Below are 23,046 nucleotides of genomic sequence, written 5' to 3'. Positions count from 1 at the left end.
TCCGTCCGGACGTCGTCCGGCCGGGGCTCCCGCGGCCGGTCAGTCGGAGAAGTGGCCGTACAGGTCGTCGTCGAGGACGACGGCCGGCCCCTCCTCGTCGCCGAGCAGATCGGGGTCGTCCGGGATCACCGAGGAGCCGAAGTCCTCGGCGCCGGACGGGTCGTCGTACCACGATGCCTGGACGCTCATCCTGTCAGCCTGCGCGGCGACGGCGCCTTCCGACACCGCACCGCGGCGAACGCCCGGTGAACTCCTGGCCGGTCTCGCCCTGTCAAGCAGGCTTGACAGGCGTGGGGCGGCGCGCCATGCTCGCGGCATGACAAGCTCGCTTGACAGGGCGTCCTCCCGATGAGGAACGACGTGCGTGCTGTGCGCGCCGCCCGCGGGTTGTCGCAGGGCGAGCTCGCGCTGGCCGTCGGGGTGTCGCGGCAGACGATCAACTCGATCGAGGTCGGTCGCTACACCCCGTCGCTGCCGCTCGCCCTGGCCATCGCCAAGTTCTTCGGTTCCACCGTCGAGGAGGTCTTCCATGCAGACGACTAGCCGCCGCACCGTGGCGTGGGTGACGCCCGCCGTCAGCGCCCTCATCGGCGTCGTGTACTTCGTCGCGTTCTGGCTCGGCGGGCACCGGGGCTCGGCGTTCTTCGGGCTGGGCCTGATGCTGGCCGTCGCGGTCGGGCTGCTGCTGGTCCGACGGCGCAGCGAGACGGTGCAGGGCCTGCTCGACCGGCAGGACGAGCGCATCACCGACATCGACCTGCGGGCGACGGCGTTCACCGCCAGCGCCATGATCGCGGCGGTGCTGGTCGGCTTCGTCGTCCAGGTGGCGCGCGACGCCGACCCGTTCCCGTACGTCGTCGTCGGAGCCGTCGGCGGTCTCGCCTACCTGCTCGCCCTCGTCGTGCTGCGGGTGCGCGGCTAGGCGGCTCGCCCGGCGGCGAGGGCGCCGAGGCGTCGCAAGGTCTCGCGGTTGCGCGCGCCGAGCAGCGGGTCGACCGCGGCCTCGGGCGGCACCGACATCAAGCCCTTGACCATCTTCTCGTGCATGGTGACGCGGCAGGTCGACGACGTCAGGGGCTCGATCTCGAACCGCACCCGACCCCGGCCCAGGAACCAGACCGCGACGTCCAGCTCGAGGGTGTGCGGCTCGTCGGCCTCGAGCACCTTGGTGCGGTCGTGCACCAGCACGGGCCACGCCCCGATCGAGTGGTGGATGCACGAGCCGGGCTGCGGCCAGGCGGCGTCGACGTCGCGCACCCGGGAGGCGCCGACGACCCACGCGGCGTAGGTCCAGCCGTCGGCCAGGACGTCGAAGACCTCCGCTGCAGAGGCCTCGACGTCGGTCGTCACGGTCGAGGTCATGCGCCCTTCCTACCTCGGCGGGCGGTCCGTCGCGACCTGTCGCACGATGGCGGCAGACCCGAGGAGGACGTCATGGCGACGAAGAAGCGCGACCCCGGACCGAGCATCAAGGACAAGAAGCTCTACGAGGACCTGCGCGACGAGGGCAACAGCAAGGAGAAGTCCGCACGCATCGCGAACGCGGCGGCCAACACCTCGCGCCAGGCCGTGGGGCGCAAGGGTGGCGAGTCCGGCTCGTACGACGACTGGACCGTGAAGGACCTGCGCCGGCGGGCGACCGAGATCGGGGTCGCCGGGCGCTCGTCGATGTCGAAGGCCGAGCTGGTCAAGGCCCTGCGCACCCACTGATCCCCGCGTCTCCGCGTCGACGCCACGATGCGGATCGGCGCGATCACGCGACCCTGGACGCATGACTGCGTACCTGGTGGAAGTGCACGCGACGTTCCACGACCCCAGCGCGGACCAGCTCGAGACCGTGCAGGGGCGTCTCGCCGAGATGGACGACGTCCTCGCCGATCCCCCGCCCGCCGTGCTGACACCCGAGGGCGAGGACCACGCGGTCCTGCAGTTCGCCATCGAGGCCAAGAACGAGGTGAAGGCCGACTCGACCGGACGCGACCTGGCCGAGACCGCGCTGTCGGGCGTCGAGGACGGCGACAGCCTGGCCGACGTCGCGCTGGTGTCGGCGCGCACGCTCGGCGAGCCCGAGACGGTCTAGCCGGCTAGGACCGGGCGGCGGCCAGCTCGCGCACCACCGGTGCGGACGGGCGCGGCGTGGATCGGAGCTGCCCCAGCAGGATCCCAGCCAGCACGAGCGCGCCGCCGACGAGCTGCGGGGCGCCGAACGGCTCGCCCGCGAGCGTCGCGCCGAGCGCCACGCCGACCACGGGGTTGAGCAGCCCGATCAGCGCGACCGTGCCGGCCGGCAGCCGCTGCAACCCGCGGAACCACACGACGTACGCGAGCGCCGTCGCCACGAGGCAGGTGTAGAGGTAGCCGCCGACCTCGGTGGGCCCGACGGAGGGAGGACCGCCCTCGACCAGCAGCGCCACGGGCAGGACGACGAGGCCGCCCGCGACGAGCTGCCACGCGGTGAAGGTCAGCATCGGCACCGGCGGACGCCAGCGCTTGCCGAGGACGAAGCCCAGGCTGGACGCCGTCATCGCGGTCAGCGACGCCACCACGCCCCAGAGGTCGACCGACCCGTCGCCGCCGCGCAGCAGCAGCAGGACGCCGACGAAACCGGCTGCAGCACCCACGAGCGACAGCACCCGCAGCCGTTCCCCCAGCAGCGGCAGTGCGAGCAGCATCATCACGGCGGGGGACGTCGCCATCAGCGTCGAGGCCAGTCCGCCCGGCAGCCGGTCGGCCGCCACGTAGATCAGGACGAAGAACCCGCCGACGTTCAGCGTGCCGAGCACGGCAGCCCGCCACCACCAGTCGGCGCGCGGCAGCTGCCGGGTGACGGCCAGGAGCACCAGCCCCACGGGCAGCGCGCGCACGACGGCCGAGAACAGCGGCCGATCGGGCGGCAGAAAGTGCTGCGCCACGTAGTAGTTCGAGCCCCAGGCGGCCGGGGCGATGGCCGTCAGCGCCGTGATGCGCCACTTATCTTCCACGGAAGAGATAATACCTTCCCTGGAAGATACATTCCTCCTCCATGACGGCAGCACCTGACCACGTGGGCCGGATCATGGCGGCCTGGCACCGCGAGCGCCCCGACCTGGACGTCGAGCCGCAGGGCATCATCGGCCGGCTGCACCGGCTGGCCGCTGCCCTGGACGTCGAGCTCACCACCGTCTACCGCCAGCACGGTCTGGGCGACGGCGAGTTCGACGTCCTGGCGACCTTGCGCCGGTCCGGGCCGCCGTTCACGCTCACCGCGGGCGAGCTGACCGACCAGATGATGATCACGTCCGGGGCCACCACCAAGCGCGTCGACCGGCTCGAGGCGGCCGGTCTCGTCGTCCGGCGCACCAGCCGCAGCGACGCCCGCCGCCGCGTCGTCGCCCTCACGGCCGCCGGGCGGCGCGCCATCGACGCCGCCTTCACCGACCACATCGCCAACGAGCACCGCCTGGTCGACGTCCTGGACGCCGACCAGCGCCGCCAGCTCGCCGGCCTGCTCGAGGTCTGGAGCCGCGCGGTCGAGGGCGTCGAGCCCTAGGCGGTCACCCGCACCGTGGCCAGCGACGGGTCGGCCGCGTAGGCGATCCGCACTCCGGCCGCCCGGGCGTGCTCGAGCGCCGCGAGGGTCGCGGCCGTGATCTGCTCGCCCGGGGCGAGCACCGGGATGCCGGGCGGGTACGGCGCCACCAGCTCGGCGCTGGTGCGACCCACCGCGTCGGGCAGCGGCACCACCTCGACGGGCGCGAAGAACGCCTCGCGCGGCGGCACGACCACCACCGGCTCGACCCGGTAGGACGCCGGCCCGACCACCGCCCGCGGCGCGCTGCGGCGTCGCTCGAGCGACCGGGCGAGCGCGTCGACCAGCGCGTCGAGGGACTCCTCGGTGTCGGCCAGCGTGACCACCGCGACGATCACGTCCCGGTCGGCCGACTCGACCGGCAGGCCCTCGGCCAGCAGGTCCTGCTCGACCGCGTTGCCGTCGGCGCCGGTGCCCGCGAGCACGAGCGCCAGCTTGAGCGGGTCGACGTCCGCGCCGTCCGGCACCACCAGCCCCTCGACCCGCGCCAGCCGCGCGCGGGCCCGGCGAGCCGCCGCCAGCGCCGCCCCGAGCAGCTGCTCTCCGTCCCGCTCGAGCAGCGCGCGGGCCGCGTCGGTGCTCGCCAGCGCCGCCCCCGACGGGCTGGTGGTCGCCGTCGCCTCGACCCCGGCGTCCAGACGCGCGGCGTCGACCCGCTCGGTGCGCGCGAGCACCAGCGCGGCCTGGCTCCACGCGGGCAGCGTCTTGTGCGCGGACGTCACCACCACGTCGGCGCCGAGCTGCAGCGGGTGCCGCGGCAGGTCGGGGTGGAAGCCCAGGTGCGCACCCCACGCCGCGTCGACCACGAGCGGCACGTCGTGCTCGTGCGCTGCCTCGGCCAGCCCGGCGACGTCCCCGACCGTCCCGACGTACGACGGGTCGCCGACGAAGACCGCTCGGGCGCTCGGGTGCTCGGCGAGCGCGCGGCGCACCGACTCCGGCGCGACGCCGAGCGGCAGCCCGGTGGCGGCGTCCACCTCGGGCCGCACCCACACCGGCGTCAGGCCGGCCAGCACCAGGCCCAGCAGCACCGAGCGGTGCAGCGTGCGGCTGACCACGACGGTGTCCCCGTCGGCGGCCACGGCGAGCGCCACCGCCTGGTTGGCGTGGGTCGAGCCGCCGGTCGAGAAGCGGCAGACGTCGGCGCCCCAGAGCCGCGCGGCCCGCCGCTCGGCGTCGGCGAGCACACCGGCCTTGAGCCTCATGGTGTCGAGCCCGGCGTAGAGCGGCACGTCGCCGGCGACCACGTCACCGACCAGGTCGGTGCGCTGCTTGTGGCCGGGGATCGTGAACGACCGGGTGGGCCGCTCGTGGAACCGCAGCCAGGCGTCCAGCAGGGGCGCGTCGTCGCGCAGTCCGCGCGGGTCGGTGGGCACGGGCCGAGCCTAGGCAGGGCGGACGTCGGCGCGGGCTGGTTCACTGCCCCGCATGGACGACGACGCCCCGCAGTACGGGCCCCACCGCTGGTCGGCCGGCCACCACGACGACGGGCAGAACGCGGCGCTGCGCGGCGCCACCTTCGTGGTCCGCGACCTGCGCGGGGCCCGGTTCGTCGACTGCGACCTCACCGGTGCGCGGTTCGTCGACGGCGCGCTGGTCGACGTCGACCTCAGCGGCTACGTCGAGGGCCTGCGCGTCAACGGGATCGACGTCACCGCGTACGTCGCCGCCGAGCTCGACCACCGCCACCCCGAGCGCGTGCAGCTGCGCGAGGTCCGCGGCACCGACGACTTCCGCGCCCTGTGGCACACCCTGCTGCAGCGCTGGGACGAGCTCGTGGCGCGCGTGCGCCTCCTGCCGCCGCGGGCCGCGCACGAGCAGGTCGACGGCGAGTGGTCGTTCGTGCAGACGCTGCGGCACCTCGTCTTCATCACCGACTCGTGGGTCAGCCGCACGGTGCTCGACGACCCGGCGCCGTTCCACCGGCTCGCGCTGCCGCAGACCGCGTACTCCCCGGACGACGCCGCCGCCCTCGGCATCGACCTCGCGGCCACGCCGGCCCTCGACGAGGTGCTCGAGGCGCTCGCCACGAGGCGGGACGTCGTCCGGCAGGTGCTCGACGGGCTGTCCGACGACCAGCTCGGGCGGCCGTGCCGGCGCAGCCCGGCGCCCGGCTACCCCGAGGGCGAGCGGCCGGTGCACGAGTGCCTGGCGGTGCTGATGGAGGAGGAGGTCGAGCACCTGCGGTACGCCGCGCGCGACCTGGCCGTGCTCGAGCAGCGCACCGGCTGAACGGCCCCGGGACGACGAGAGCCCCTCACCGCTGGATGGGCGGGAGGGGCTCGTCAGTCGCTGTCTCAACGACGCGCGCCCGAAGGGATTCGAACCCCTAACCTTCTGATCCGTAGTCAGATGCTCTATCCGTTGAGCTACGGGCGCCCGGCCTCGCGGCCGCAGTCGATAGTAGCGGAGCGCCTCGCCCGGCCGGAAATCGGCGCTCGCCGGTGGACTCTCCAAGGGTTTCGGGCGCTCTCCACGGCCTGCAGCCCTTGGACAGCAGGGCCAGCCATGCACCACGTGATCAACTGGATCGCGGCGCGAGGATTTGGCGGGTGGCACAACAAATTAGCTCGCGACCACCGGGCGGGGAAAGCGCTGCCACACAACCGGATCTGCCGCGCCTCGCAAGAAGACGTCAGGCCGCAGCAAGAAGCCCGCAACGAATCCCCCCTTTGTGAGAGATTTCACGAGCGGGCTGCCCGGTTGGGCGTACCAACCCCTGAGACGAGCGGCTACCGTGACCAGGGAACCCCTCGCCGACCGCGCGGTCCACGGGACGACCCGTACCGCCTGGCGAGGCGGACGCCGGACCTCCCGGCGACCGAGCTGAGACCAGGTCAACGGTGACCGCGCGAAGGGATACCAGCCCCATGAGTGCCGACACGACGTCCGCCGCGAGCGATCTGCGGGTCGAGCCCGCGAGCTCGACCCAGGCCCAGCCCGCCACGCCGCCCGCCGGCTCGCCCACCTCGCACGCGCGCCTCGCCGCCTGGGTCGACGAGGTCGCCGCGCTGACCACCCCCGACCGCGTGCAGTGGTGCACCGGCTCGGACGAGGAGTGGACCGAGGTCACCGACGCGCTCGTTGCCTCCGGCACCTTCACCCGGCTGGACCCCGACAAGAAGCCGAACTCGTTCTACGCGGCCTCCGACCCCACGGACGTGGCGCGCGTCGAGGACCGCACCTACATCTGCAGCGTCGACGAGAAGGACTGCGGCCCCACCAACAACTGGATGGCGCCGGACGAGATGAAGGCGATCATGACCGACCTCTACCGGGGGTCGATGCGCGGTCGCACGATGTACGTCATCCCGTTCGTCATGGGGCACCTGGACGCCGAGAGCCCGATGTTCGGCGTCGAGATCACCGACTCCGCCTACGTCGTCGCCTCGATGCGCGTCATGGCCCGCATGGGCACGAACGTCCTGCGCCGGATCGAGGAGCTCGACGCCGACTTCGTGCCGGCGCTGCACTCGGTGGGCGCGCCGCTCGAGCCGGGCCAGGCCGACGTCGCGTGGCCGTGCAGCGACACCAAGTACATCGTGCAGTTCCCCGAGGAGCGCACGATCTGGAGCTACGGCTCGGGCTACGGCGGCAACGCGCTGCTGGGCAAGAAGTGCTACAGCCTTCGCATCGCCAGCGTCATGGCGCGCGACGAGGGCTGGATGGCCGAGCACATGCTCATCCTCAAGCTCACCAGCCCCGAGCAGCAGGTCTACTACATCGCCGCGGCGTTCCCGAGCGCCTGCGGCAAGACCAACCTGGCCATGCTCCAGCCCACCATCCCGGGCTGGAAGGTCGAGACCCTGGGCGACGACATCGCCTGGATGCGCTTCGGCGAGGACGGCCGCCTCTACGCGGTCAACCCCGAGTTCGGCTTCTTCGGCGTCGCCCCCGGCACCAACGAGCTGACCAACCCCAACGCGATCCGCACCCTCGAGCGCGGCAACTCCATCTTCACCAACGTCGCCCTCACCGATGACGGTGACGTGTGGTGGGAGGGCATGGAGGGCATGCCCGACCACGCGACGTCCTGGAAGGGCGAGGACTGGACGCCGGACTCCGACGAGCTCTCCAGCCACCCGAACAGCCGCTACTGCACCCCGATCAGCCAGTGCCCGATCCTGGCGCCGGAGTACGACGACCCGAAGGGCGTGCCGATCTCGGCCATCTTCTTCGGCGGTCGTCGCAAGACGACGGTCCCGCTGGTCACCGAGGCCCGCGACTGGGTGCACGGCACGTTCATGGGCGCCACGCTGTCGTCCGAGACCACCGCGGCGGCTACCGGCCAGGTCGGCGTCGTGCGCCGCGACCCGATGGCCATGCTGCCGTTCATCGGCTACAACGCCGGCGACTACTTCCAGCACTGGGTCGAGATGGGCAAGGACGCCGACGCGGCCAAGCTGCCCAAGATCTTCTACGTCAACTGGTTCCGCCGCGACGCCGACGGCGGCTTCGTGTGGCCGGGCTTCGGCGAGAACTCGCGCGTGCTCAAGTGGGCCATCGAGCGCCTCGAGGGCCGGGCCGCCGCCGTCGAGACGCCGATCGGCCACGTGCCGACGCCGGAGTCGCTCGACACCGACGGCCTCGACATGACCGCCGAGGAGCTCGCCAGCTGCCTCGAGGTCGACGTCGAGGAGTGGAAGGCCGAGCTGCCGCAGATCCAGGAGTGGTTCGACAAGTTCGGCGACGACCTGCCGACCGCCCTGTGGACCGAGCTCGACGGCCTCAAGGCGCGCCTCGGCGCCTGACCGTCGCACGCCCCGGCACGAAGGGCCCCCGACCGCCTGGAGGTCGGGGGCCCTTCGCCGTCCCGGGGATCAGCCACGCGGCGCGAGGCGCAACCTGGCGATGCCGGGCATCGGCAACCGGAGCTCGAGCTCCAGCCGGCCGTCCGGGGTGACCGTCGCGTCGACGTCCTCGGTGTGCAGGACGTCGAGCCCGCGCAGCCGCTCCCACTCGGCGGCGTCGGGCCAGACGGTGTCCGACGCGACGTGCGCGTCGATGCTCGAGTGCTCGTTGTCGACCCGGGCCACGGTCGCGTCGTAGGCCGCGGCGGCGAGCCCGTCGACCTGCAGCGCGATCGTGCGCGCGAGGTCGTCGCGGCCCGCGTGCTGCGTGGCGTCCGGGCAGACGTTCCACAGCAGGACGTCGACCGTGCCGTCGTCGTGGCGGGTGGCCCAGGTCTCGACCAGGGTCGTGGCGCCGTCCCCGCTGACCCGCGAGGCGACGACCTCGTCGCCCAGCTGCTCGGCCAGCGCGACGGCCCAGTAGCGCGGCTTGCGCAGGTTGCCGACCGTCAGCAGGCCGAAGCCGCCGTGCAGCAGGCGCGGCGGGCGGCCGAGCTCCTCGAAGTGGTCGCTCACCACCCAGTAGGCCAGCGCGTCGACGCGGTCCTGCGCCGACTTGTAGCCGTGCAGCACGAACGGCGCGGCGAACGCGGTGTCGTGCACCGGGTGGAAGTGCGTGTGGCCGACGCCCCACTCGGTCCACCAGACCTGCGCCTTGTCGAAGCCGTGCCGGCGCAGCGAGGGGTGGACGTCGACGGGCGCGTTGCCGTAGGTGTGCGTCGAGACGAAGTCCAGCGGCACGTCGCGCTCGGCGCAGTAGGCGCAGATGTCCTCGACCCACTCCGAGGCCGCGGTGGCGGGGCCGCCGACGAGCAGCCGGTCGTCGACCGCCTTGATCGCGCGGGCCGCCTCCTCGTACAGGCGCAGGTACTCGAGCTTGGTGCCGGTCCAGAACACCTCGAGGTTCGGCTCGTTCCAGACCTCGAAGCCCCAGCCGGCGACCTCGTCGATGCCGTACCGCTCGACCAGGTGGCGGGCCAGCGCGCCGTTGAGGTCGGCCCAGACCTGCCAGTCGGTGGGCGGCGACACGATGCCCTCGTACTGGAAGCAGGTCTTGCTCGGGTCGCTCGCGAGGTCCTTCGGCATGAAGCCGAGCTCGAGCACGGGACGGATGCCGGTGGCCAGCACCTGGTCGACGATCCGGTCGACGCCGTCGAAGTGGAACTGCGGCTGCCCGCCCTCGGGCCAGGTGAGCACGTCGACGTCGTCGTGGAAGATCGCGTGGGCGCGCACCCGCTTCACGCCGAGCTCGGCGTGGGCCTGGCGCAGCGCGGCGTCGAACTCCGCACCGACCGGGTTGCCGTTGTCGTCGCGCTCGAGCCAGAGCTGCGACAGGCGCTCGGAGCCGACCATCTCCCAGACCCGCTGCAGCCGGCCGGTGACGTCGCCCGCGTCGACCTGCACGGCCAGCGGGGCGGCGGACTCGGCGGTGGGCGTGGCGGTGACGGGCTCGGTGGGCTCGCCCGGCTCGAGGTCGGCGGCCGGGGTCGCCTGCACGCGGTACGAGTACGCGGTGCCGGTCTCGACGCCCGCGTCGGAGTACCAGGGGTCGGGCACGGGCGGTACGTCGCTGTTGCCGTGGTCGAGCACGGTGAACTCGCCGTCCGGCGAGGTCGCGCGCGACACCACGTAGCCGGCGGCGCCGTCGACCGGCGACCAGCTCAGCGCCACGTGGCCCTGGCCCGCGGTGGCCACGAGGTCGGCGGGTGCCGGCAGGACGACGTCCGTGCCGCTGCCGGCCTCGGTGCGGCGGTAGATGCGCTCGTCCCAGTCGGCCTTGGCGTCGGCGGCGGACGTGCGGGGTGCGTCGGTGCTCATGCGGTCCTCTCTCCGGAGAAGGTCAGGGTCACGGGGGTCGCGGCGCCGGTGACGACGACCTGCTGCCCCTCGGTGGTCAGCTGGTGCGCGTCGCCCTCGACGGCGACGTGCCGGGTGGTGGTCAGGACGACGCGCACGTCGTCGCCGGCGGACAGCCCGGGCCCGAAGGCGATCCGGTCGTCGCCGATCTCGACCAGCTCGGCGTCGGACCGCTCGAGGCGGCCGTGCGGCAGGTCGAGCCCGAGCGGCAGCAGGTGGCCCGAGCGCGCAGGCACGGCGAGGTCGTAGCCGGCGACCTGCACGCGCGCCGGGTAGGTCGAGACGTTGAGCAGGTGCAGCATCCGCTGCCCGTCGTCCGTCGCGGTGGTGGTGGCCACGACGCCGGGGACGTCGGCCTCGACCGGCACTCCGGGCGTGACGCCCAGCTCGCGCAGCGCCGTCGCGAAGACCCGCGGGTCGCTGGGCATCTCGGCCGCCAGGACGACGGCCCGCCCCTCTCCCAGCCGGACGTCGACCGCGCACGGCCGCTGGTGGTGCTGGTCGGTCAGGAGCACCTCGCCCCCGGACACCTCCAGCGGCTGCACCCACCCGACGGCGGTCTCGGGCCACGGGGCGAGCCAGCCGTGCGCCACGAGGGAGGGGAAGTAGTCGGGCCGGCGCCAGACCATCTCGCCGGGAACCAGACCCAGCGCGTCGGCGAGCACGGTGCACGGGTCGCCCTCGAGGTCGCGCTGCGGCACGGGGCCGAGCAGCAGCAGGCTGCCGCCGCCGCGCGCGTGGTCGACGAGGCGCTGCTGGACGTCGGCGTCGAGGTGCCGGGTCGTGGCCAGCGCCACGACGTGCGGCAGGTCGTCGTGGTCGCGCTGCAGGTCGACGGCGCCGAAGCGGAAGCCGCCGAGCAGCAACGAGCGACCGAGCGCCTTGCGCGCACCCGCGCCGCGGTGGGCCGTGAGGTCCTCGACGACGTCCTTCATCACCTGGCTGGAGGGGTGGGCGTACTCGGTCATGTAGTCGTCGAGCACCAGGCCGACGGCGAGGTCGTCGTGCTCCTCGTCCATGCGCGCCAGCCAGCGCTCGTGCAGCGCCGCCGCGGTCGAGACGCGCGCCGTCGCCGGGTAGGTCAGCCCGAGCTGGCCCTCGGGGCCGACCGGCGCCGCGGTGCCGTGGCGCTCGCCGGTGAAGCTGATCCGGTCGTTGCCGTCGCCGACGGGCTCGTCGAGCGGCCCGTTGATGCCCCCCGCGAAGAGGTAGTAGTTGACCAGCCGGTTGCCCTGCGCGAGGCAGAGGCGGGTCTTGAGGTCGACGCTCGACGGGTCGTACTGCATGTCGAGGCCACCGCCGTAGTCGCCGGAGCCGGCCTCGAACTCGACCGACGTCAGCGGCTGGTGCTCGTCGTGCACCGCGGCCATGAAGGCGTTCATCAGGTGCAGGTCGGTGGTCGTGCCCAGGGTCATGTCGCCGACGTAGTGGTCGGAGCCCGACACCATGCCGGGCACGCCCGCGTAGGTCTCCACGAGCTGGCTGATGCCGATCGGGAACGGTGCGCCGTCGCCGTCGCTCGTGCCGTGGATGTTGATCACGAAGGGCACGTCGCGCACGCCGAGGTCCTCGGCGTCCGACCGCAGCGCCTGCACGTAGCGGGCGAAGCGGCCGCGCATGAAGCGGCCCAGGTCGACCCGCAGCGCGCCGGCCCAGCGCTCGTCGGGGCTGCGCACCGCGCTGGCCCAGGCCGCCGGGTCGTCGAGGTCGACCGGGTAGCGCGCGGCGACGTCGGCGCCGTGCGTCTGCCGCACCCAGCCGCGCAGGTCGTCGAGCAGGTGGTCGGTCAGGTCCGGCGAGTTCGTGACCCAGGCCAGCATGCCGATCTCGTTGTCGAGCTGGACGCCGATCACGTTGCCGCCGTTGGGGTGCAGCCGCGGCACCAGCACCGGCATGATCGCCTCGTACCAGCGCCGGTTCTCGGCCAGGAACGCCGGCGCGAGGTAGTCGACGGTGCGCGTCGGCGCCGGGACGCCGTCCCAGCCGACCGGCTCGACCTCGGGGTGGTCGCGGTACACCGAGTACGGCAGGCCCTCGTTCTTGAGCTCGGCCATGATGAACGGCCCGGGGCGGGCGAAGAAGTACAAGCCCTCGTCGCGGCACAGGTCGATGAAGGCGCCGACGTCGCGCTCCGGGCGCGTGCGGCCGGTGACGTCGATGCTGCCGTCCGGCAGCTCGTGCAGCAGCCACGGGATGTACGACGCGAGCATCGTGCAGCCGGCCTGCTTGAGCGCCCGGACGCGGTCCGGCCACTGCTCGCGCGGGACGCGGAAGTAGTGCACCTCACCCCCCACGAGCAGCCGCGGCTCGCCGTCCACCAGCAGCTGCCGGCGATGGATCTCGACCATGTGCTCGAACGCCTCCCGCCGGGTCGCCGTGACCCGGTATGCGGTGTTGGGGGTTGTCATCCCGTTCTGTCCGTTCTATGGTCATGTAAACGTTATCTGTAACCGTTGTCAACGGGAGCAGGTAACGGAGAGCCCGCCAGGACGACGACGTCCGGGCTCTCGACCAGAGCACGACCTCACGACGAAGAGAGGCGGTGGATCCGTTGTCCCCCAGGCGTTCTCGCCGCTCGGCCGACGACCCCGCCACTCTCCGCCAGGTCGCCGAGCGCGCCGGCGTGTCCATCGCCACGGTCAGCCGCGTCGTCCGCGGCGTCGACTCCGTGAGCGACGAGACCCGGCAGCGCGTCGAGGAGGCCGTGGCCGCCCTCGAGTTCCGGCCCAACCAGCGCGCCCGGGCTCTGGCCTCGCGCCGGCACCACGCCCTCGGCGTCGTGTTCCCCGGCCTGTCCGGCCCCTACTACTCCGAGGTCATCGCCGGCTTCGAGGCCGAGGCCGTCGCCTCGCAGCTGTCGGTGCTGATCCTCGGCACCCACCTGCTCGAGCACTCGCGCCGGCTCGTGCTCGACATGGCCGACCGCGTCGACGGCATCGCCGTCATGGGCGGCAGCGTGCCGGACGACGTCGTGCAGGCGCTCGTCGAGGCCCGCTGCCCCGTGGTGCAGCTGGCCGGCGGCACGGTCGCCGCGGTGCCGCAGGTTCGCACCGAGGGCGCCGACCCCGTGCGCGAGCTGACCCGGCACCTGATCCAGGACCACGACTACGAGCGGCTGGCCTTCGTCGGCAACCCGGTCGGCTCGCCCGACGCGGCCGACCGCTGGCGCGGGTTCCAGCAGGCCCACCGCGACCTCGGCGTCGCCGTCCCGCGCCACCCCCTGCGCGCGGCGCACGACCAGGCCGGCGGCCTCGTCGCCGCCGACAAGCTGCTCGCGATGCGCACCCGCCCCCGCGCCGCCGTCTGCGTCAACGACGAGACCGCGATCGGGATGCTCATCACCCTGCTGGGCCGGGGGATCCGCGTGCCGCAGGACGTCGCCCTCACCGGGTTCGACGACCTGCCGGCCGCCTCTTTGACCGCTCCCGCGCTCACCACGGTGCGGCAGCAGGTGCGCGAGCTCGGCTCGCGCACGGTGCGCATGCTGCGCACCGCCATCGACGGGGGGCTCGACCCTCGGGCGGAGGTCGTCCTCCCGACCGAGGTCGTCCGCCGGGCCAGCTGCGGCTGCGCCCCGGAGCACCCAGCGGCAGCCACCCGGCGTCGCGCGACCAGCCGCGTCCCTGCGCGGCCCCGTAGGGCGGGCGGCCGGACCTAGACCCCTAGGACCTGACCGACCCGACCCGTGTCTACAAGGAGGTGGACCGTTGTCCAGGCAGACGTCTCGACTCCAGTCCCGACGCTTCGTCCAGATCACCGCCGCCGTGGCGGCCCTCTCGGTCGTCCCGGCCGTGGCGGCCTGCAACCCTGACCAGAAGGCGGCGACGAAGACGTCCGACGGGTTGATCGCCAACCTGAACGGCGGTGGCTTCGGCGGTGGGGCCAACCCCCAGATCAACTTCAACCCGTACTCGCCCACGCGGCTGACGACGGACTACATGTTCGAGACGCTGTTCATCGTCAACAAGTACAACTGCGACCCGACACCGTGGCTCGCCACCGACTACAGCTACAGCGACGACACCCACCTCGTCATGACGCTGCGCGACGGCGTGAAGTGGAGCGACGGCCAGGCGTTCGGCGCCGAGGACGTCAAGTACACCTTCGACATGCTCAAGGACCACCCCGAGCTCGACAGCGAGGGCGTGTGGTCGTCGACGCCGCTGAAGGCCGTCACCGCGGCCGGCAACAAGGTGACGTTCGAGTTCTCCGAGCCCTCGTCCCCGGCGTTCGTCAAGATCTCGAACACCAAGATCGTCCCGGAGCACGTGTGGGGCAAGGAGAAGGACCCGTCCAAGTTCGTCAACAAGGCGGCGGTGGGCACCGGTCCCTTCACCTTCAAGAGCTTCAACGGCCAGCAGCTGCTGCTGCAGCGCAACCCGAACTACTGGCAGGCCGACAAGGTCAAGGTCAACCAGCTGACGTTCAGCGACAACGGCGGCGGCGGCGACACCGACAAGCTGCGCCTGGCCCGCGGTGACTACGACTTCAACTCCATGTTCATCGCCGACATCGAGAAGACCTACGTGGCGAAGGACAAGGAGCACAACAAGTACTGGTTCCCGCCGGGCGCCGACATCAGCCTGTACATGAACCTCAAGAAGGCGCCGTTCTCGGACGTCGGCTTCCGCAAGGCGCTCGTGTACGCGGTCGACCGCGAGGAGATCTCGAAGAAGGCCGAGTACGGCTACGTCACCCCGGCGTCCCAGACCGGGCTCGTGCTGCCCGGCCAGAAGGACTGGCTGTCCAGCAAGTACCAGGGCGGCGAGACCTACGGCTTCGACCCGGCCAAGACCAAGCAGATGATGCAGGAGGCCGGCTACACCTACGACTCCAGCGGCAACCTGCTCGACAAGAGCGGCAAGCCGATGAAGTTCACCTTCAAGGTGCAGGCCGGCTACCTCGACTGGATCGCCGCCGCCGGCATCATGAAGAACGACTTCAAGCAGGTCGGCATCCAGCTCGACGTCCGCACCGGCGCCCCGACCGACGTCGAGAACGACCGCGCCATCGGCGACTACGAGATGACGTTCGGCGTCCACGGCGGCCAGTGCACGATGTACCAGAACTACGACGACCCGCTGGGCACCGACCGCACCGCGCCGATCGGCAAGAAGGCGCTGGCCAACTTCGTCCGCTGGCAGGACCCCACCACCGACGACCTGCTGAAGAAGCTGCGCACCGAGACCGACGAGGCCAAGCAGAAGGAGTACGTGGCCGGTCTGCAGGACATCATGGTGCAGCAGGTGCCGACGATCCCCCTCTGGTACGGCGCGAAGTTCTTCCAGTACCGCACCGAGAAGGCCGCGGGCTGGCCGTCCGCCGACGACCCGTACGCCGCCCCCGACGACGCGCTGCTGGTGCTCACGCACCTGACGCCGCCGAAGAGCTGAGCGAGGGGGTGACCCATGGCCTACTTCGGACGACGACTGGCGTTCTTCCTGCTCACGCTGTGGGCGGCCGTCACGCTCAACTTCCTCATCCCCCGGCTGCAGCCCGGCGACCCCGCCGAGGCGATCGTGGCCCGGATGAACGGGCAGAACAAGGCACCTGACCCCGAGCAGATCCACGCGATCCAGCTCTACCTCGGGCTGCCTCACGGCTCGCTGCTGTCGCAGTACAAGGACTACCTCGTGCGCCTGGCGCACGGCGACTTGGGGATCTCGTACGGGAGCTTCCCCTACTCGGTCACGCACCTCATCGGCCAGAAGATCCTCTGGACGCTGGTGCTGGTGGGGGTGACGCAGATCATCGCGTTCACCCTCGGCACGGTGGTCGGCGCGTGGGCGGCCTGGCGGCGCAACGGCCGGTTCGACTCGGTCGTCTCGCTCGGCTCGACGTTCATCGGCACGCTGCCCTTCTTCTGGGTCGCGCTCCTGCTGCTGTACGTCTTCGCCTTCGTGCTGGGCTGGCTGCCCGACAGCGGCGGCTACGGCGAGGGCTTCACGCCCGAGCTGTCGTGGTCGTTCCTGTACTCCGCCAGCTACCACAGCATCCTGCCGGCGCTCGCGATCCTCGTGACCGCGCCCATCGGCTGGATCATGGGGATGCGCAACACGATGGTCCAGACCCTGGGCGAGGACTACATCCGCCTCGCCCGGGCGAAGGGCCTGCCCTCGCGCCGCATCGCGCTGCGGTACGGCGCGCGCAACGCGATCCTGCCGAGCGTCACCGGCTTCGCGATCGCGCTGGGCAGCATCCTCGGCGGCCAGGTGCTGATCGAGCAGATCTTCGGCTACCCCGGTCTGGGCAAGCTGATGTTCGACGCCCTGAGCAACCGCGACTACCCGCTGATCCAGGCGCTGTTCCTGCTGACGACCGTCGGCGTCCTGCTGGCCAACCTGCTGGCGGACCTGCTGTACGGCGTCCTGGACCCCCGAGTACGACGAGGAGCCTCCGCATGAGCACCGCCACCCCCGCGGCGTCCGCCCAGCCGGGTGCGGTCGCGGGCGCCGTCCGGCCGGTCGACGCCGGCGGCGCCCCGACCGGTCGCACCCGTTCGCGCCGCGTCCCCAACTGGCTCGCCATCCTGTGGGCCAACAAGAAGTCCCGGGCCGGCCTGCTGCTGCTGGCCGTGTTCCTGCTGCTGGCGGTCGCCTCGCCGGTGATCGCGCCCTACGACCCCAAGAGCCAGGAGTTCGACACCTCGCTCGGGATCAGCGGCGCGCACTGGCTGGGCACCACCGGTCAGGGCCAGGACATCTTCTCCCAGCTGGTCTACGGCGCCCGGACGTCGATCGTCGTGGGCATCCTCGGCGGCCTGCTGGCGACCATCATCGCGCTGCTGATCGGCATGGTCGCCGGGTACCTGCAGGGCTGGGTCGACGACGTCCTGTCGTTCTTCATCAACCTGGCGCTGGTGATCCCGGTGCTGCCGCTGATGGTGACGCTGGCGGCGTACTCCCCCGTGCGCGGCATCGGCCTGATCGTCTTCATCATCGCGATCACCGGCTGGGCGTGGGGCGCGCGCGTCAAGCGCTCGCAGATCATCACGCTGCGGACCCGCGACTACGTCACGGCGGCGAAGTTCGCCGGCGACGGCACGCTGCGCATCATCTTCAAGGAGATCATGCCCAACATGACCTCCCTGGTCGTCGCCGGCTTCATGGGCGCGGCCACGGCAGCGGTCGGGGCCGAGGCCGGCCTGGCCTTCCTCGGCCTGGGCGACCCGAGCTCGGTGAGCTGGGGCACGATGCTCTACTTCGCCGAGAACGGCTCGGCCATGCTGACCGGCCAGTGGATCTGGCTGTTCACCCCGGGTCTGGCCCTCGCCCTGCTCATCACGTCGCTCACGCTGATCAACTTCGGCGTCGACGCGCTCAGCAACCCGCACCTGCGAGAGGGGTGACGCATGTCCTTGCTCGAGGTCCAGCAGCTCAGCGTCGACTACGCCCCGCGGGACGGCGCCGTCGTCCACGCGGTGCGCGACGTGTCGTTCAGCATCGACGAGGGAGAGTTCGTCGGCCTGCTCGGCGAGTCCGGCAGCGGCAAGTCCACGCTCGGCACGGCGATCCTGCGCCTGACCGAGCGACCGGGCCGGATCAGCGGCGGGCGGGTCGTCTTCGACGGCCAGGACATCACGGACGCCGACGAGAAGACGCTGCGCCCGATCCGGTGGCAGCAGATGTCGACCGTCTTCCAGAGCAGCATGAACTCGCTCAACCCGGTCATGACCGTCGAGGCGCAGTTCCGCGACACCATCGAGACGCACACCGACCTGCGCGGTGACGCCGTCACCGAGCGGGCGGCCGAGCTGCTCGACATGGTGTTCATCGACCGGCGGTTCCTGCGGTTCTACCCGCACGAGCTGTCGGGCGGCATGAAGCAGCGCGTGGCGATCGCGCTCGCCCTGTGCCTCGACCCGCGGCTGGTGGTGCTCGACGAGCCGACGACCGGCCTGGACGTCATCGTCCAGCGCTCGATCCTCGACAACCTGCGCCGGCTGCAGGCCGAGCGGGGCTTCGCCGTCCTGTTCATCAGCCACGACATCGGCACGGTGCTCGAGGCCGCCGACCGCGTGATGGTCATGTACGCCGGCGAGCTGGTCGAGCAGCAGCCCGCGCGGGCGATGCTCGCCGACCCGATGCACCCGTACGCCAAGGGGATGCTGGGCTCGTACGCCGACCCACGGGCCGACGAGATCCGGATCACCTACATCCCGGGCCGGCCACCCAGCCTGGTCGACGTGCCGCAGGGCTGCCCGTTCGCCCCGCGCTGCCCCGAGGCCGTCGACGTCTGCCGCACCGACGACCCCGAGCTGCTCCCGCTGGGCGACGGCGAGGTGGCCTGCCACGTCGCCCGCGCCCAGCGCACCGGTGACGGCGTCGGAGGCGAGCGCGTGCGCGGCTTCGCCGGGCCCGAGTTCGTCAAGAGCGCGGCCGACCTGGTGCCCGAGGGCAGCGACGAGGACGTCGTGCTGACGGTCGACGGCGTGAGCAAGACCTACACGCGGCGGCGCGGGTTCCAGAGCTCGACGGTCAAGGCCGTCGACGACGTGTCGTTCCGGCTGCGCCGCGGCCGGGTCACGGCCCTGGTGGGCCAGAGCGGCTCGGGCAAGACCACCATCGCCCGGATGATCTCGGCGGTGGAGCGCCCGGACACCGGCACGGTGACCTTCGGCGAGCAGCGCGTCGACCAGCTCGGACGACGGGCGGCCACCGCCTACCGCCGGCACGTGCAGATGGTGTTCCAGGACCCGTTCGCGGCCCTGAACCCCAACCGCACGCTGGGGTACGCGCTGAGCCGTCCGCTGCGGAACTACCTGGGGCTCAAGGGTCCTGAGCTCGAGCAGCGGGTCGACGAGCTGCTCGAGACGGTCGGGCTCTCGCCGGCCGCGGACTACCGCGACAAGCTGCCGCACCAGCTCTCGGGCGGGCAGCGGCAGCGCGTCGTCGTGGCGCGCGCCCTGGCCCCCGAGCCGCAGGTGATCGTGGCCGACGAGCCGATCTCGATGCTCGACGTGTCGATCCGCGCCGAGGTGCTCGAGCTGCTCGACGAGCTCGTGCGCGAGCGCGACCTCGCCGTCCTGTACATCACGCACGACCTGCTCAGCGCGCGCATGCTCGCCGACGACGTGCTGGTGCTGCACCAGGGCCAGCTGGTCGAGCAGGGCCCTGCGCTGCAGGTGATCCGCGAGGCGAAGGACGACTACACGCAGCAGCTGCTCGACGCGATCCCCAACCCGTTCGCGCTCGCGCAGCAGCCGGCAGCCGGGTCAGGTCGTCCCGCGGACGACGAACCACGCAGCGCTCCGGGACGGCAGGACCCGGTCGTCGAGGGGGCGTGAGGTCAGGACGACGTCCCCGACGTCGTCCGGCACCGCCCACGCCTCGTCGCCGGTGACGAGCGCGCACCGCGCGTCACCCCGGGCGAGCAGCAGCACGTCGTCCCGACCCGGCGTCGCGAGCCAGCGCAGGGACCCGCTCCCGCGCCAGAGCTCGCGGCGCCGGTGCAGCGCCGTGCGCACGAGCGTCAGCCGGGACGTCGGGTCCGCCGCCTGCCGCTCGACCGCGAGGTCCGCGAAGGCGGGCGGCTGCGGCAGCCACGGCTCGGACGTCGCCGACGCCGGCGAGCAGCCGATCGGCGGCGAGACGCCCGACCACGGCAGCGGCACGCGCGCGCCGTCGCGCCCCAGGTCGGCGCCCCCGCTGCGGCGCAGGGTGGGGTCCTGGCGGCGCTCGACCGGCACGTCGACCTCCGGCAGCCCGAGCTCGTCGCCGGCGTAGAGGCAGAAGGCGCCGGGCAGGGCGAGCACCAGGAGCAGCAGGGCGGCGTCGGCGCCTCCCGGCCAGCGGGTCGCGGCCCGCGTGCTGTCGTGGCTGCCCACGACCCAGCAGGGCAGGTGGTCGTCGTCCACGGCGGCGCCCAGGAACGCGTCGACGAGGGTGCGCAGCGCGGTGGCCTCGAACGGCGTGAAGAGCAGGTCGAAGGTGAAGACCTGGTCCATCAGACCCGGTGCGGCGTAACGGCTCACGACGTCGGGCCGACCCCATGCCTCTGCCACCAGCAGGCGCGGCGGCTCGTAGGGGTCGACCTCCTCGCGCCAGCGCCGGTAGAGCTCGAGCGTCTCGGGCCGGTCGGAGAAAGGGCTCGGCCCCCCGTCGACGAGCTCGGGGTACCCGGGGGCCTTGGCCAGCGCCCCGGCCGCGTCGACCCGCAGGCCGTCGACCCCGCGGTCGAGCCAGAACCTCAGCACCCGCAGCCACTCGACCATGACGTCGGGATGACCCCAGTTGACGTCGGGCTGCGAGATGTCGAACAGGTGCAGGTACCACTCGCCGTCCGGCAGACGGGTCCACGCCGGGCCGCCGAAGATGCTCTGCCAGCCGTTGGGCGGGTCGGCGCCGTCGGGCCCGCGGCCCGGGACGACGTGGAACCGTTGCCGCGCAGTTGAACCCGGCGGTGACGACGCCGCCTCGACGAACCAGCGGTGCTCGCGCGAGACGTGGTTGGGGACGACGTCCACGACCACCCGCAGCCCGCGCCGGTGCGCCTCCGCGACGAGCCGGTCGAAGGTCGCGAGGTCGCCCAGGCGGGGCTCGACCGCCGTGTGGTCGCTGACGTCGTACCCGTGGTCCTCCTGCGGCGAGCGGTAGAACGGCGTCAGCCACAGCGCGTCGACCCCCAGGTCGACGAGGTGGTCGAGGTGCTCGACCACCCCGCCGAGGTCGCCCACGCCGTCGCCGTCGGAGTCGGCGAACGAGCGCACGTACACCTCGTGCACGACGCCCTCGCGCCACCAGGTGTCGTCACCGTTGCTCCGCACCACGTCCACCACCCTGGCACGGACGGGTGGGGCGGTTGGGGTTGAATGACGCGCATGTCGCAGACGTCCCTCGAGACCGGCCCGGTGCACGGGCGACGCCGCTGGCCGTGGCTCGCGGGGGTCGTCGCCGTCGTCCTGGTCGCCGGCGGGCTCGGTGGCTACGCCTACGTGGCGCACCAGCGCCAGGCGGCCGACGACGCAGCGCGCGCGCTGGCCGACCAGGTGGCGCGAGCCGTCGTCGCGGGCGACGTCTCGACGCTGCCCTTCGCCGGCAGCGACGCCGCGGCGGCGCAGCAGTCCTACGCCGCGGCCACGAAGGGGCTCGGGACGTCCAGCACCACCATGGCGACCGTGCAGCAGGAGCGCCGTGACGGGCAGAGCGCCACCGCGACGCTCGCGGTCACCCGCACGGTCGCGGGCGGGGCCCGGTGGGCCTACCAGCTGCCGGTGCGGCTGCAGGAGACCGGCGGCCGCTGGGCGCTGCCCGCCGACCAGCGGCTCGTGCACCCCGACCTCGCGCCCGACGAGACGCTGCGCGTGCGGCGCACCCAGCCGCCGCGCGCCGAGGTCCTGGGCGGTGACGGCAAGGCGATCGTCGGCCTGGGCGACGTCGTGGACGTCGGCATCCAGCCCAGCCGGATCACCTCCGGCACCGCGGCCACGTTGGCGAAGGAGGTGGCGGAGATCGTGGACGTCGACGCCGCGCCCCTCGCGAAGCGCGTGCAGGCCGCGGCGAAGGACGCCTTCGTGGACGTCATCACGTTGCGCCGCAGCGACTACGACGCCGTGCGGTCGCGGCTGCGCCCGCTGCCGGGCGTGGTCTTCCGCGAGCGCCAGCAGCCCCTCGCGCCGACCCGCGAGTTCGCCCGGGCCCTGCTCGGCACGGTGGGACCGGTGACGGCCGAGATCGTGCAGCAGGGCAAGGGCCGCTACGCCGCGGGTGACGTCGCCGGGGTGTCGGGCCTGCAGCGGCAGTACGACGAGCAGCTGGGCGGCACGGCCGGTGTGACCGTCGAGGCCGTGCCGGCGGACGACGGCGACCCGCGGCCGCTGCTCGAGCAGGACGCGAAGGCGGGCACCCCGCTGCGGCTCACCCTCGACAAGAAGGTGCAGCTCGCGGCCGACGCCGCCCTCGAAGGCCTCGACCAGCCGAGCGCGCTGGTCGCGGTCGACGTCCGCACCGGACGGGTGCTGGCGGTGGCCAACAGCCCGGCCACCGGCCTCGACCGTGCGCTGGTCGGCAAGTACCCGCCGGGCTCGACGTTCAAGGTCGTGACGACGTTCTCGTTGCTGCAGAACGGGTTGAAGCCCACCGACGCCGTGGCCTGCCCGCCCACGGCGACGGTCGACGGCCGGTCGTTCAAGAACTACGAGAGCGAGACCTTCGGCAGCGTGCCGTTCCGCACCGACTTCGCGAAGTCCTGCAACACGGCCTTCGTCGGGCTGTCGAGCCGGCTCGGCGACGACGACCTGGCGAAGGCGGCGCAGCAGCTCGGCATCGGCCAGAAGTGGGACCTCGGCACCGACGCCTTCACCGGCAGCGTGCCCACCAACGACTCGGACGTCGACAAGGCGGCCGCGTCGTTCGGCCAGGGCCGCACCGAGGTCTCCCCGCTGGCCGTCACGGTGGCGACGGCCGCCGTCGCTCGCGGCCGCTACCTGCCGCCCACGCTGGTGGTGGAGGACGGCGCCGAGGCCCCGAAGGGCGAGGCACTGCCGTCGGGTGCGGTCGCCACGCTGCAGGGGCTGATGCGCGACGTCGTCACCAGCGGCACCGGCACGGCGCTGCGCGACGTGCCCGGTGGACCGGTGCACGCCAAGACCGGCACGGCCGAGTTCGGCTCGCAGTCACCGCCGCAGACCCGCGCGTGGATCACCGGCTGGCAGGGCGACGTCGCGTTCACGGCCTTCGTCGAGGAGGGCAAGAGCGGCGGCACGGTGGCCGGGCCGGTCGCCGCGAGGTTCCTGCGCCTGCTCGCCGCCGGCTGACCTGCTCGGACCGGCTG

20 protein-coding genes and 1 tRNA gene are annotated in these 23,046 nt (G+C 72.6%); 13 read left to right on the top strand and 8 right to left on the bottom strand.

The features are described 5' to 3' along the window. Positions 1-39: 39 nt before the first annotated feature. Positions 40-189 (bottom strand): hypothetical protein, encoded by a 150-nt coding sequence (locus ACYVJ4_RS05855; RefSeq protein WP_460459173.1) that lies wholly within the window; start codon positions 187-189, stop codon positions 40-42. Positions 190-348: 159 nt separating this feature from the next. On the opposite strand from ACYVJ4_RS05855, the gene ACYVJ4_RS05850 reads away from it, so the two are divergent. Next, positions 349-543, top strand: coding sequence for a helix-turn-helix transcriptional regulator (locus ACYVJ4_RS05850; protein WP_460459172.1), 195 nt, complete (start codon positions 349-351; stop codon positions 541-543). After that, positions 530-922 carry a hypothetical protein gene (locus tag ACYVJ4_RS05845; protein WP_460459171.1) on the top strand — a complete coding sequence of 131 codons (393 nt, stop codon included), beginning with the start codon at positions 530-532 and terminating at the stop codon, positions 920-922. The genes ACYVJ4_RS05850 and ACYVJ4_RS05845 overlap by 14 nt, the downstream gene beginning before the upstream one ends. Here the strand turns inward: ACYVJ4_RS05845 and ACYVJ4_RS05840 are convergent. Beyond that, a complete protein-coding gene (locus ACYVJ4_RS05840) occupies positions 919-1,362 on the bottom strand; it encodes an SRPBCC family protein (protein WP_460459170.1) in 444 nt (147 codons plus the stop codon). The genes ACYVJ4_RS05845 and ACYVJ4_RS05840 overlap by 4 nt on opposite strands. Before the next feature lie 72 nt (positions 1,363-1,434). On the opposite strand from ACYVJ4_RS05840, the gene ACYVJ4_RS05835 reads away from it, so the two are divergent. Then, complete coding sequence (locus ACYVJ4_RS05835; protein ID WP_460459169.1) at positions 1,435-1,710, top strand: DUF7218 family protein; 276 nt, start codon at positions 1,435-1,437, stop codon at positions 1,708-1,710. A gap of 61 nt (positions 1,711-1,771) precedes the next feature. Further along, positions 1,772-2,080, top strand: a complete 309-nt coding sequence (locus tag ACYVJ4_RS05830; protein ID WP_460459168.1) for a hypothetical protein — start codon at positions 1,772-1,774, stop codon at positions 2,078-2,080. A 4-nt stretch (positions 2,081-2,084) separates the two neighbouring features. Here ACYVJ4_RS05830 and ACYVJ4_RS05825 read toward each other — a convergent pair whose 3' ends face one another. Continuing rightward, positions 2,085-2,981: a DMT family transporter gene (locus tag ACYVJ4_RS05825; protein WP_460459167.1), complete on the bottom strand. Its 897-nt coding sequence runs from the start codon at positions 2,979-2,981 to the stop codon at positions 2,085-2,087. 41 nt (positions 2,982-3,022) lie between these two features. Between ACYVJ4_RS05825 and ACYVJ4_RS05820 the strand changes: the two genes are divergently transcribed. Further along, a complete protein-coding gene (locus ACYVJ4_RS05820; RefSeq protein ID WP_460459166.1) occupies positions 3,023-3,529 on the top strand; it encodes a MarR family winged helix-turn-helix transcriptional regulator in 507 nt (168 codons plus the stop codon). Here the strand turns inward: ACYVJ4_RS05820 and ACYVJ4_RS05815 are convergent. Next, positions 3,526-4,944 (bottom strand): aminotransferase class I/II-fold pyridoxal phosphate-dependent enzyme, encoded by a 1,419-nt coding sequence (locus ACYVJ4_RS05815; RefSeq protein ID WP_460459165.1) that lies wholly within the window; start codon positions 4,942-4,944, stop codon positions 3,526-3,528. The genes ACYVJ4_RS05820 and ACYVJ4_RS05815 overlap by 4 nt on opposite strands. A gap of 52 nt (positions 4,945-4,996) precedes the next feature. Between ACYVJ4_RS05815 and ACYVJ4_RS05810 the strand changes: the two genes are divergently transcribed. Further along, positions 4,997-5,800, top strand: coding sequence for a DinB family protein (locus ACYVJ4_RS05810; protein ID WP_460459164.1), 804 nt, complete (start codon positions 4,997-4,999; stop codon positions 5,798-5,800). Between the two features lie 74 nt (positions 5,801-5,874). Here ACYVJ4_RS05810 and ACYVJ4_RS05805 read toward each other — a convergent pair. Next, positions 5,875-5,947, bottom strand: a tRNA-Arg gene (locus ACYVJ4_RS05805). A gap of 491 nt (positions 5,948-6,438) precedes the next feature. Here ACYVJ4_RS05805 and ACYVJ4_RS05800 point away from each other — a divergent pair. Beyond that, entirely contained in the window at positions 6,439-8,319 is a 1,881-nt protein-coding gene (locus ACYVJ4_RS05800; RefSeq protein WP_460459163.1) for a phosphoenolpyruvate carboxykinase (GTP), read from the top strand. A gap of 69 nt (positions 8,320-8,388) precedes the next feature. Here the strand turns inward: ACYVJ4_RS05800 and ACYVJ4_RS05795 are convergent, their stop codons facing one another. Further along, on the bottom strand, positions 8,389-10,236 hold the full coding sequence (locus ACYVJ4_RS05795) for a GH39 family glycosyl hydrolase (protein WP_460459162.1): 1,848 nt from the start codon (positions 10,234-10,236) through the stop codon (positions 8,389-8,391). Further along, positions 10,233-12,623 carry a beta-galactosidase gene (locus ACYVJ4_RS05790; protein ID WP_460459161.1) on the bottom strand — a complete coding sequence of 797 codons (2,391 nt, stop codon included), beginning with the start codon at positions 12,621-12,623 and terminating at the stop codon, positions 10,233-10,235. The genes ACYVJ4_RS05795 and ACYVJ4_RS05790 overlap by 4 nt, the downstream gene beginning before the upstream one ends. 194 nt (positions 12,624-12,817) lie before the next feature. On the opposite strand from ACYVJ4_RS05790, the gene ACYVJ4_RS05785 reads away from it, so the two are divergent. The 5 genes from ACYVJ4_RS05785 to ACYVJ4_RS05765 all read left to right on the top strand — a co-directional run bounded on the left by ACYVJ4_RS05785 (position 12,818) and on the right by ACYVJ4_RS05765 (position 19,561). After that, positions 12,818-13,933, top strand: a complete 1,116-nt coding sequence (locus ACYVJ4_RS05785) for a LacI family DNA-binding transcriptional regulator (protein WP_460459160.1) — start codon at positions 12,818-12,820, stop codon at positions 13,931-13,933. A 106-nt stretch (positions 13,934-14,039) separates the two neighbouring features. Beyond that, a complete protein-coding gene (locus tag ACYVJ4_RS05780) occupies positions 14,040-15,668 on the top strand; it encodes an ABC transporter substrate-binding protein (protein ID WP_460459159.1) in 1,629 nt (542 codons plus the stop codon). Positions 15,669-15,683: 15 nt separating this feature from the next. Further along, positions 15,684-16,679 (top strand): ABC transporter permease, encoded by a 996-nt coding sequence (locus ACYVJ4_RS05775; RefSeq protein WP_460459158.1) that lies wholly within the window; start codon positions 15,684-15,686, stop codon positions 16,677-16,679. After that, complete coding sequence (locus ACYVJ4_RS05770; RefSeq protein WP_460459157.1) at positions 16,676-17,623, top strand: ABC transporter permease; 948 nt, start codon at positions 16,676-16,678, stop codon at positions 17,621-17,623. Before ACYVJ4_RS05775 ends, ACYVJ4_RS05770 begins: the two co-directional genes overlap by 4 nt. 3 nt (positions 17,624-17,626) lie before the next feature. After that, on the top strand, positions 17,627-19,561 hold the full coding sequence (locus ACYVJ4_RS05765) for an ABC transporter ATP-binding protein (RefSeq protein WP_460459156.1): 1,935 nt from the start codon (positions 17,627-17,629) through the stop codon (positions 19,559-19,561). Here the strand turns inward: ACYVJ4_RS05765 and ACYVJ4_RS05760 are convergent. Beyond that, positions 19,490-21,043 (bottom strand): alpha-amylase family glycosyl hydrolase, encoded by a 1,554-nt coding sequence (locus tag ACYVJ4_RS05760; RefSeq protein WP_460459155.1) that lies wholly within the window; start codon positions 21,041-21,043, stop codon positions 19,490-19,492. The two genes, ACYVJ4_RS05765 and ACYVJ4_RS05760, sit on opposite strands and share 72 nt — an antisense overlap. A gap of 51 nt (positions 21,044-21,094) precedes the next feature. Here ACYVJ4_RS05760 and ACYVJ4_RS05755 point away from each other — a divergent pair, with 51 nt between their 5' ends. Further along, entirely contained in the window at positions 21,095-23,029 is a 1,935-nt protein-coding gene (locus ACYVJ4_RS05755; protein ID WP_460459154.1) for a penicillin-binding transpeptidase domain-containing protein, read from the top strand. Positions 23,030-23,046: the final 17 nt, after the last annotated feature.

The sequence above is a fragment of the Angustibacter peucedani genome (assembly GCF_054779595.1).
This window is presented reverse-complemented; position numbering and strand designations above follow the sequence as displayed.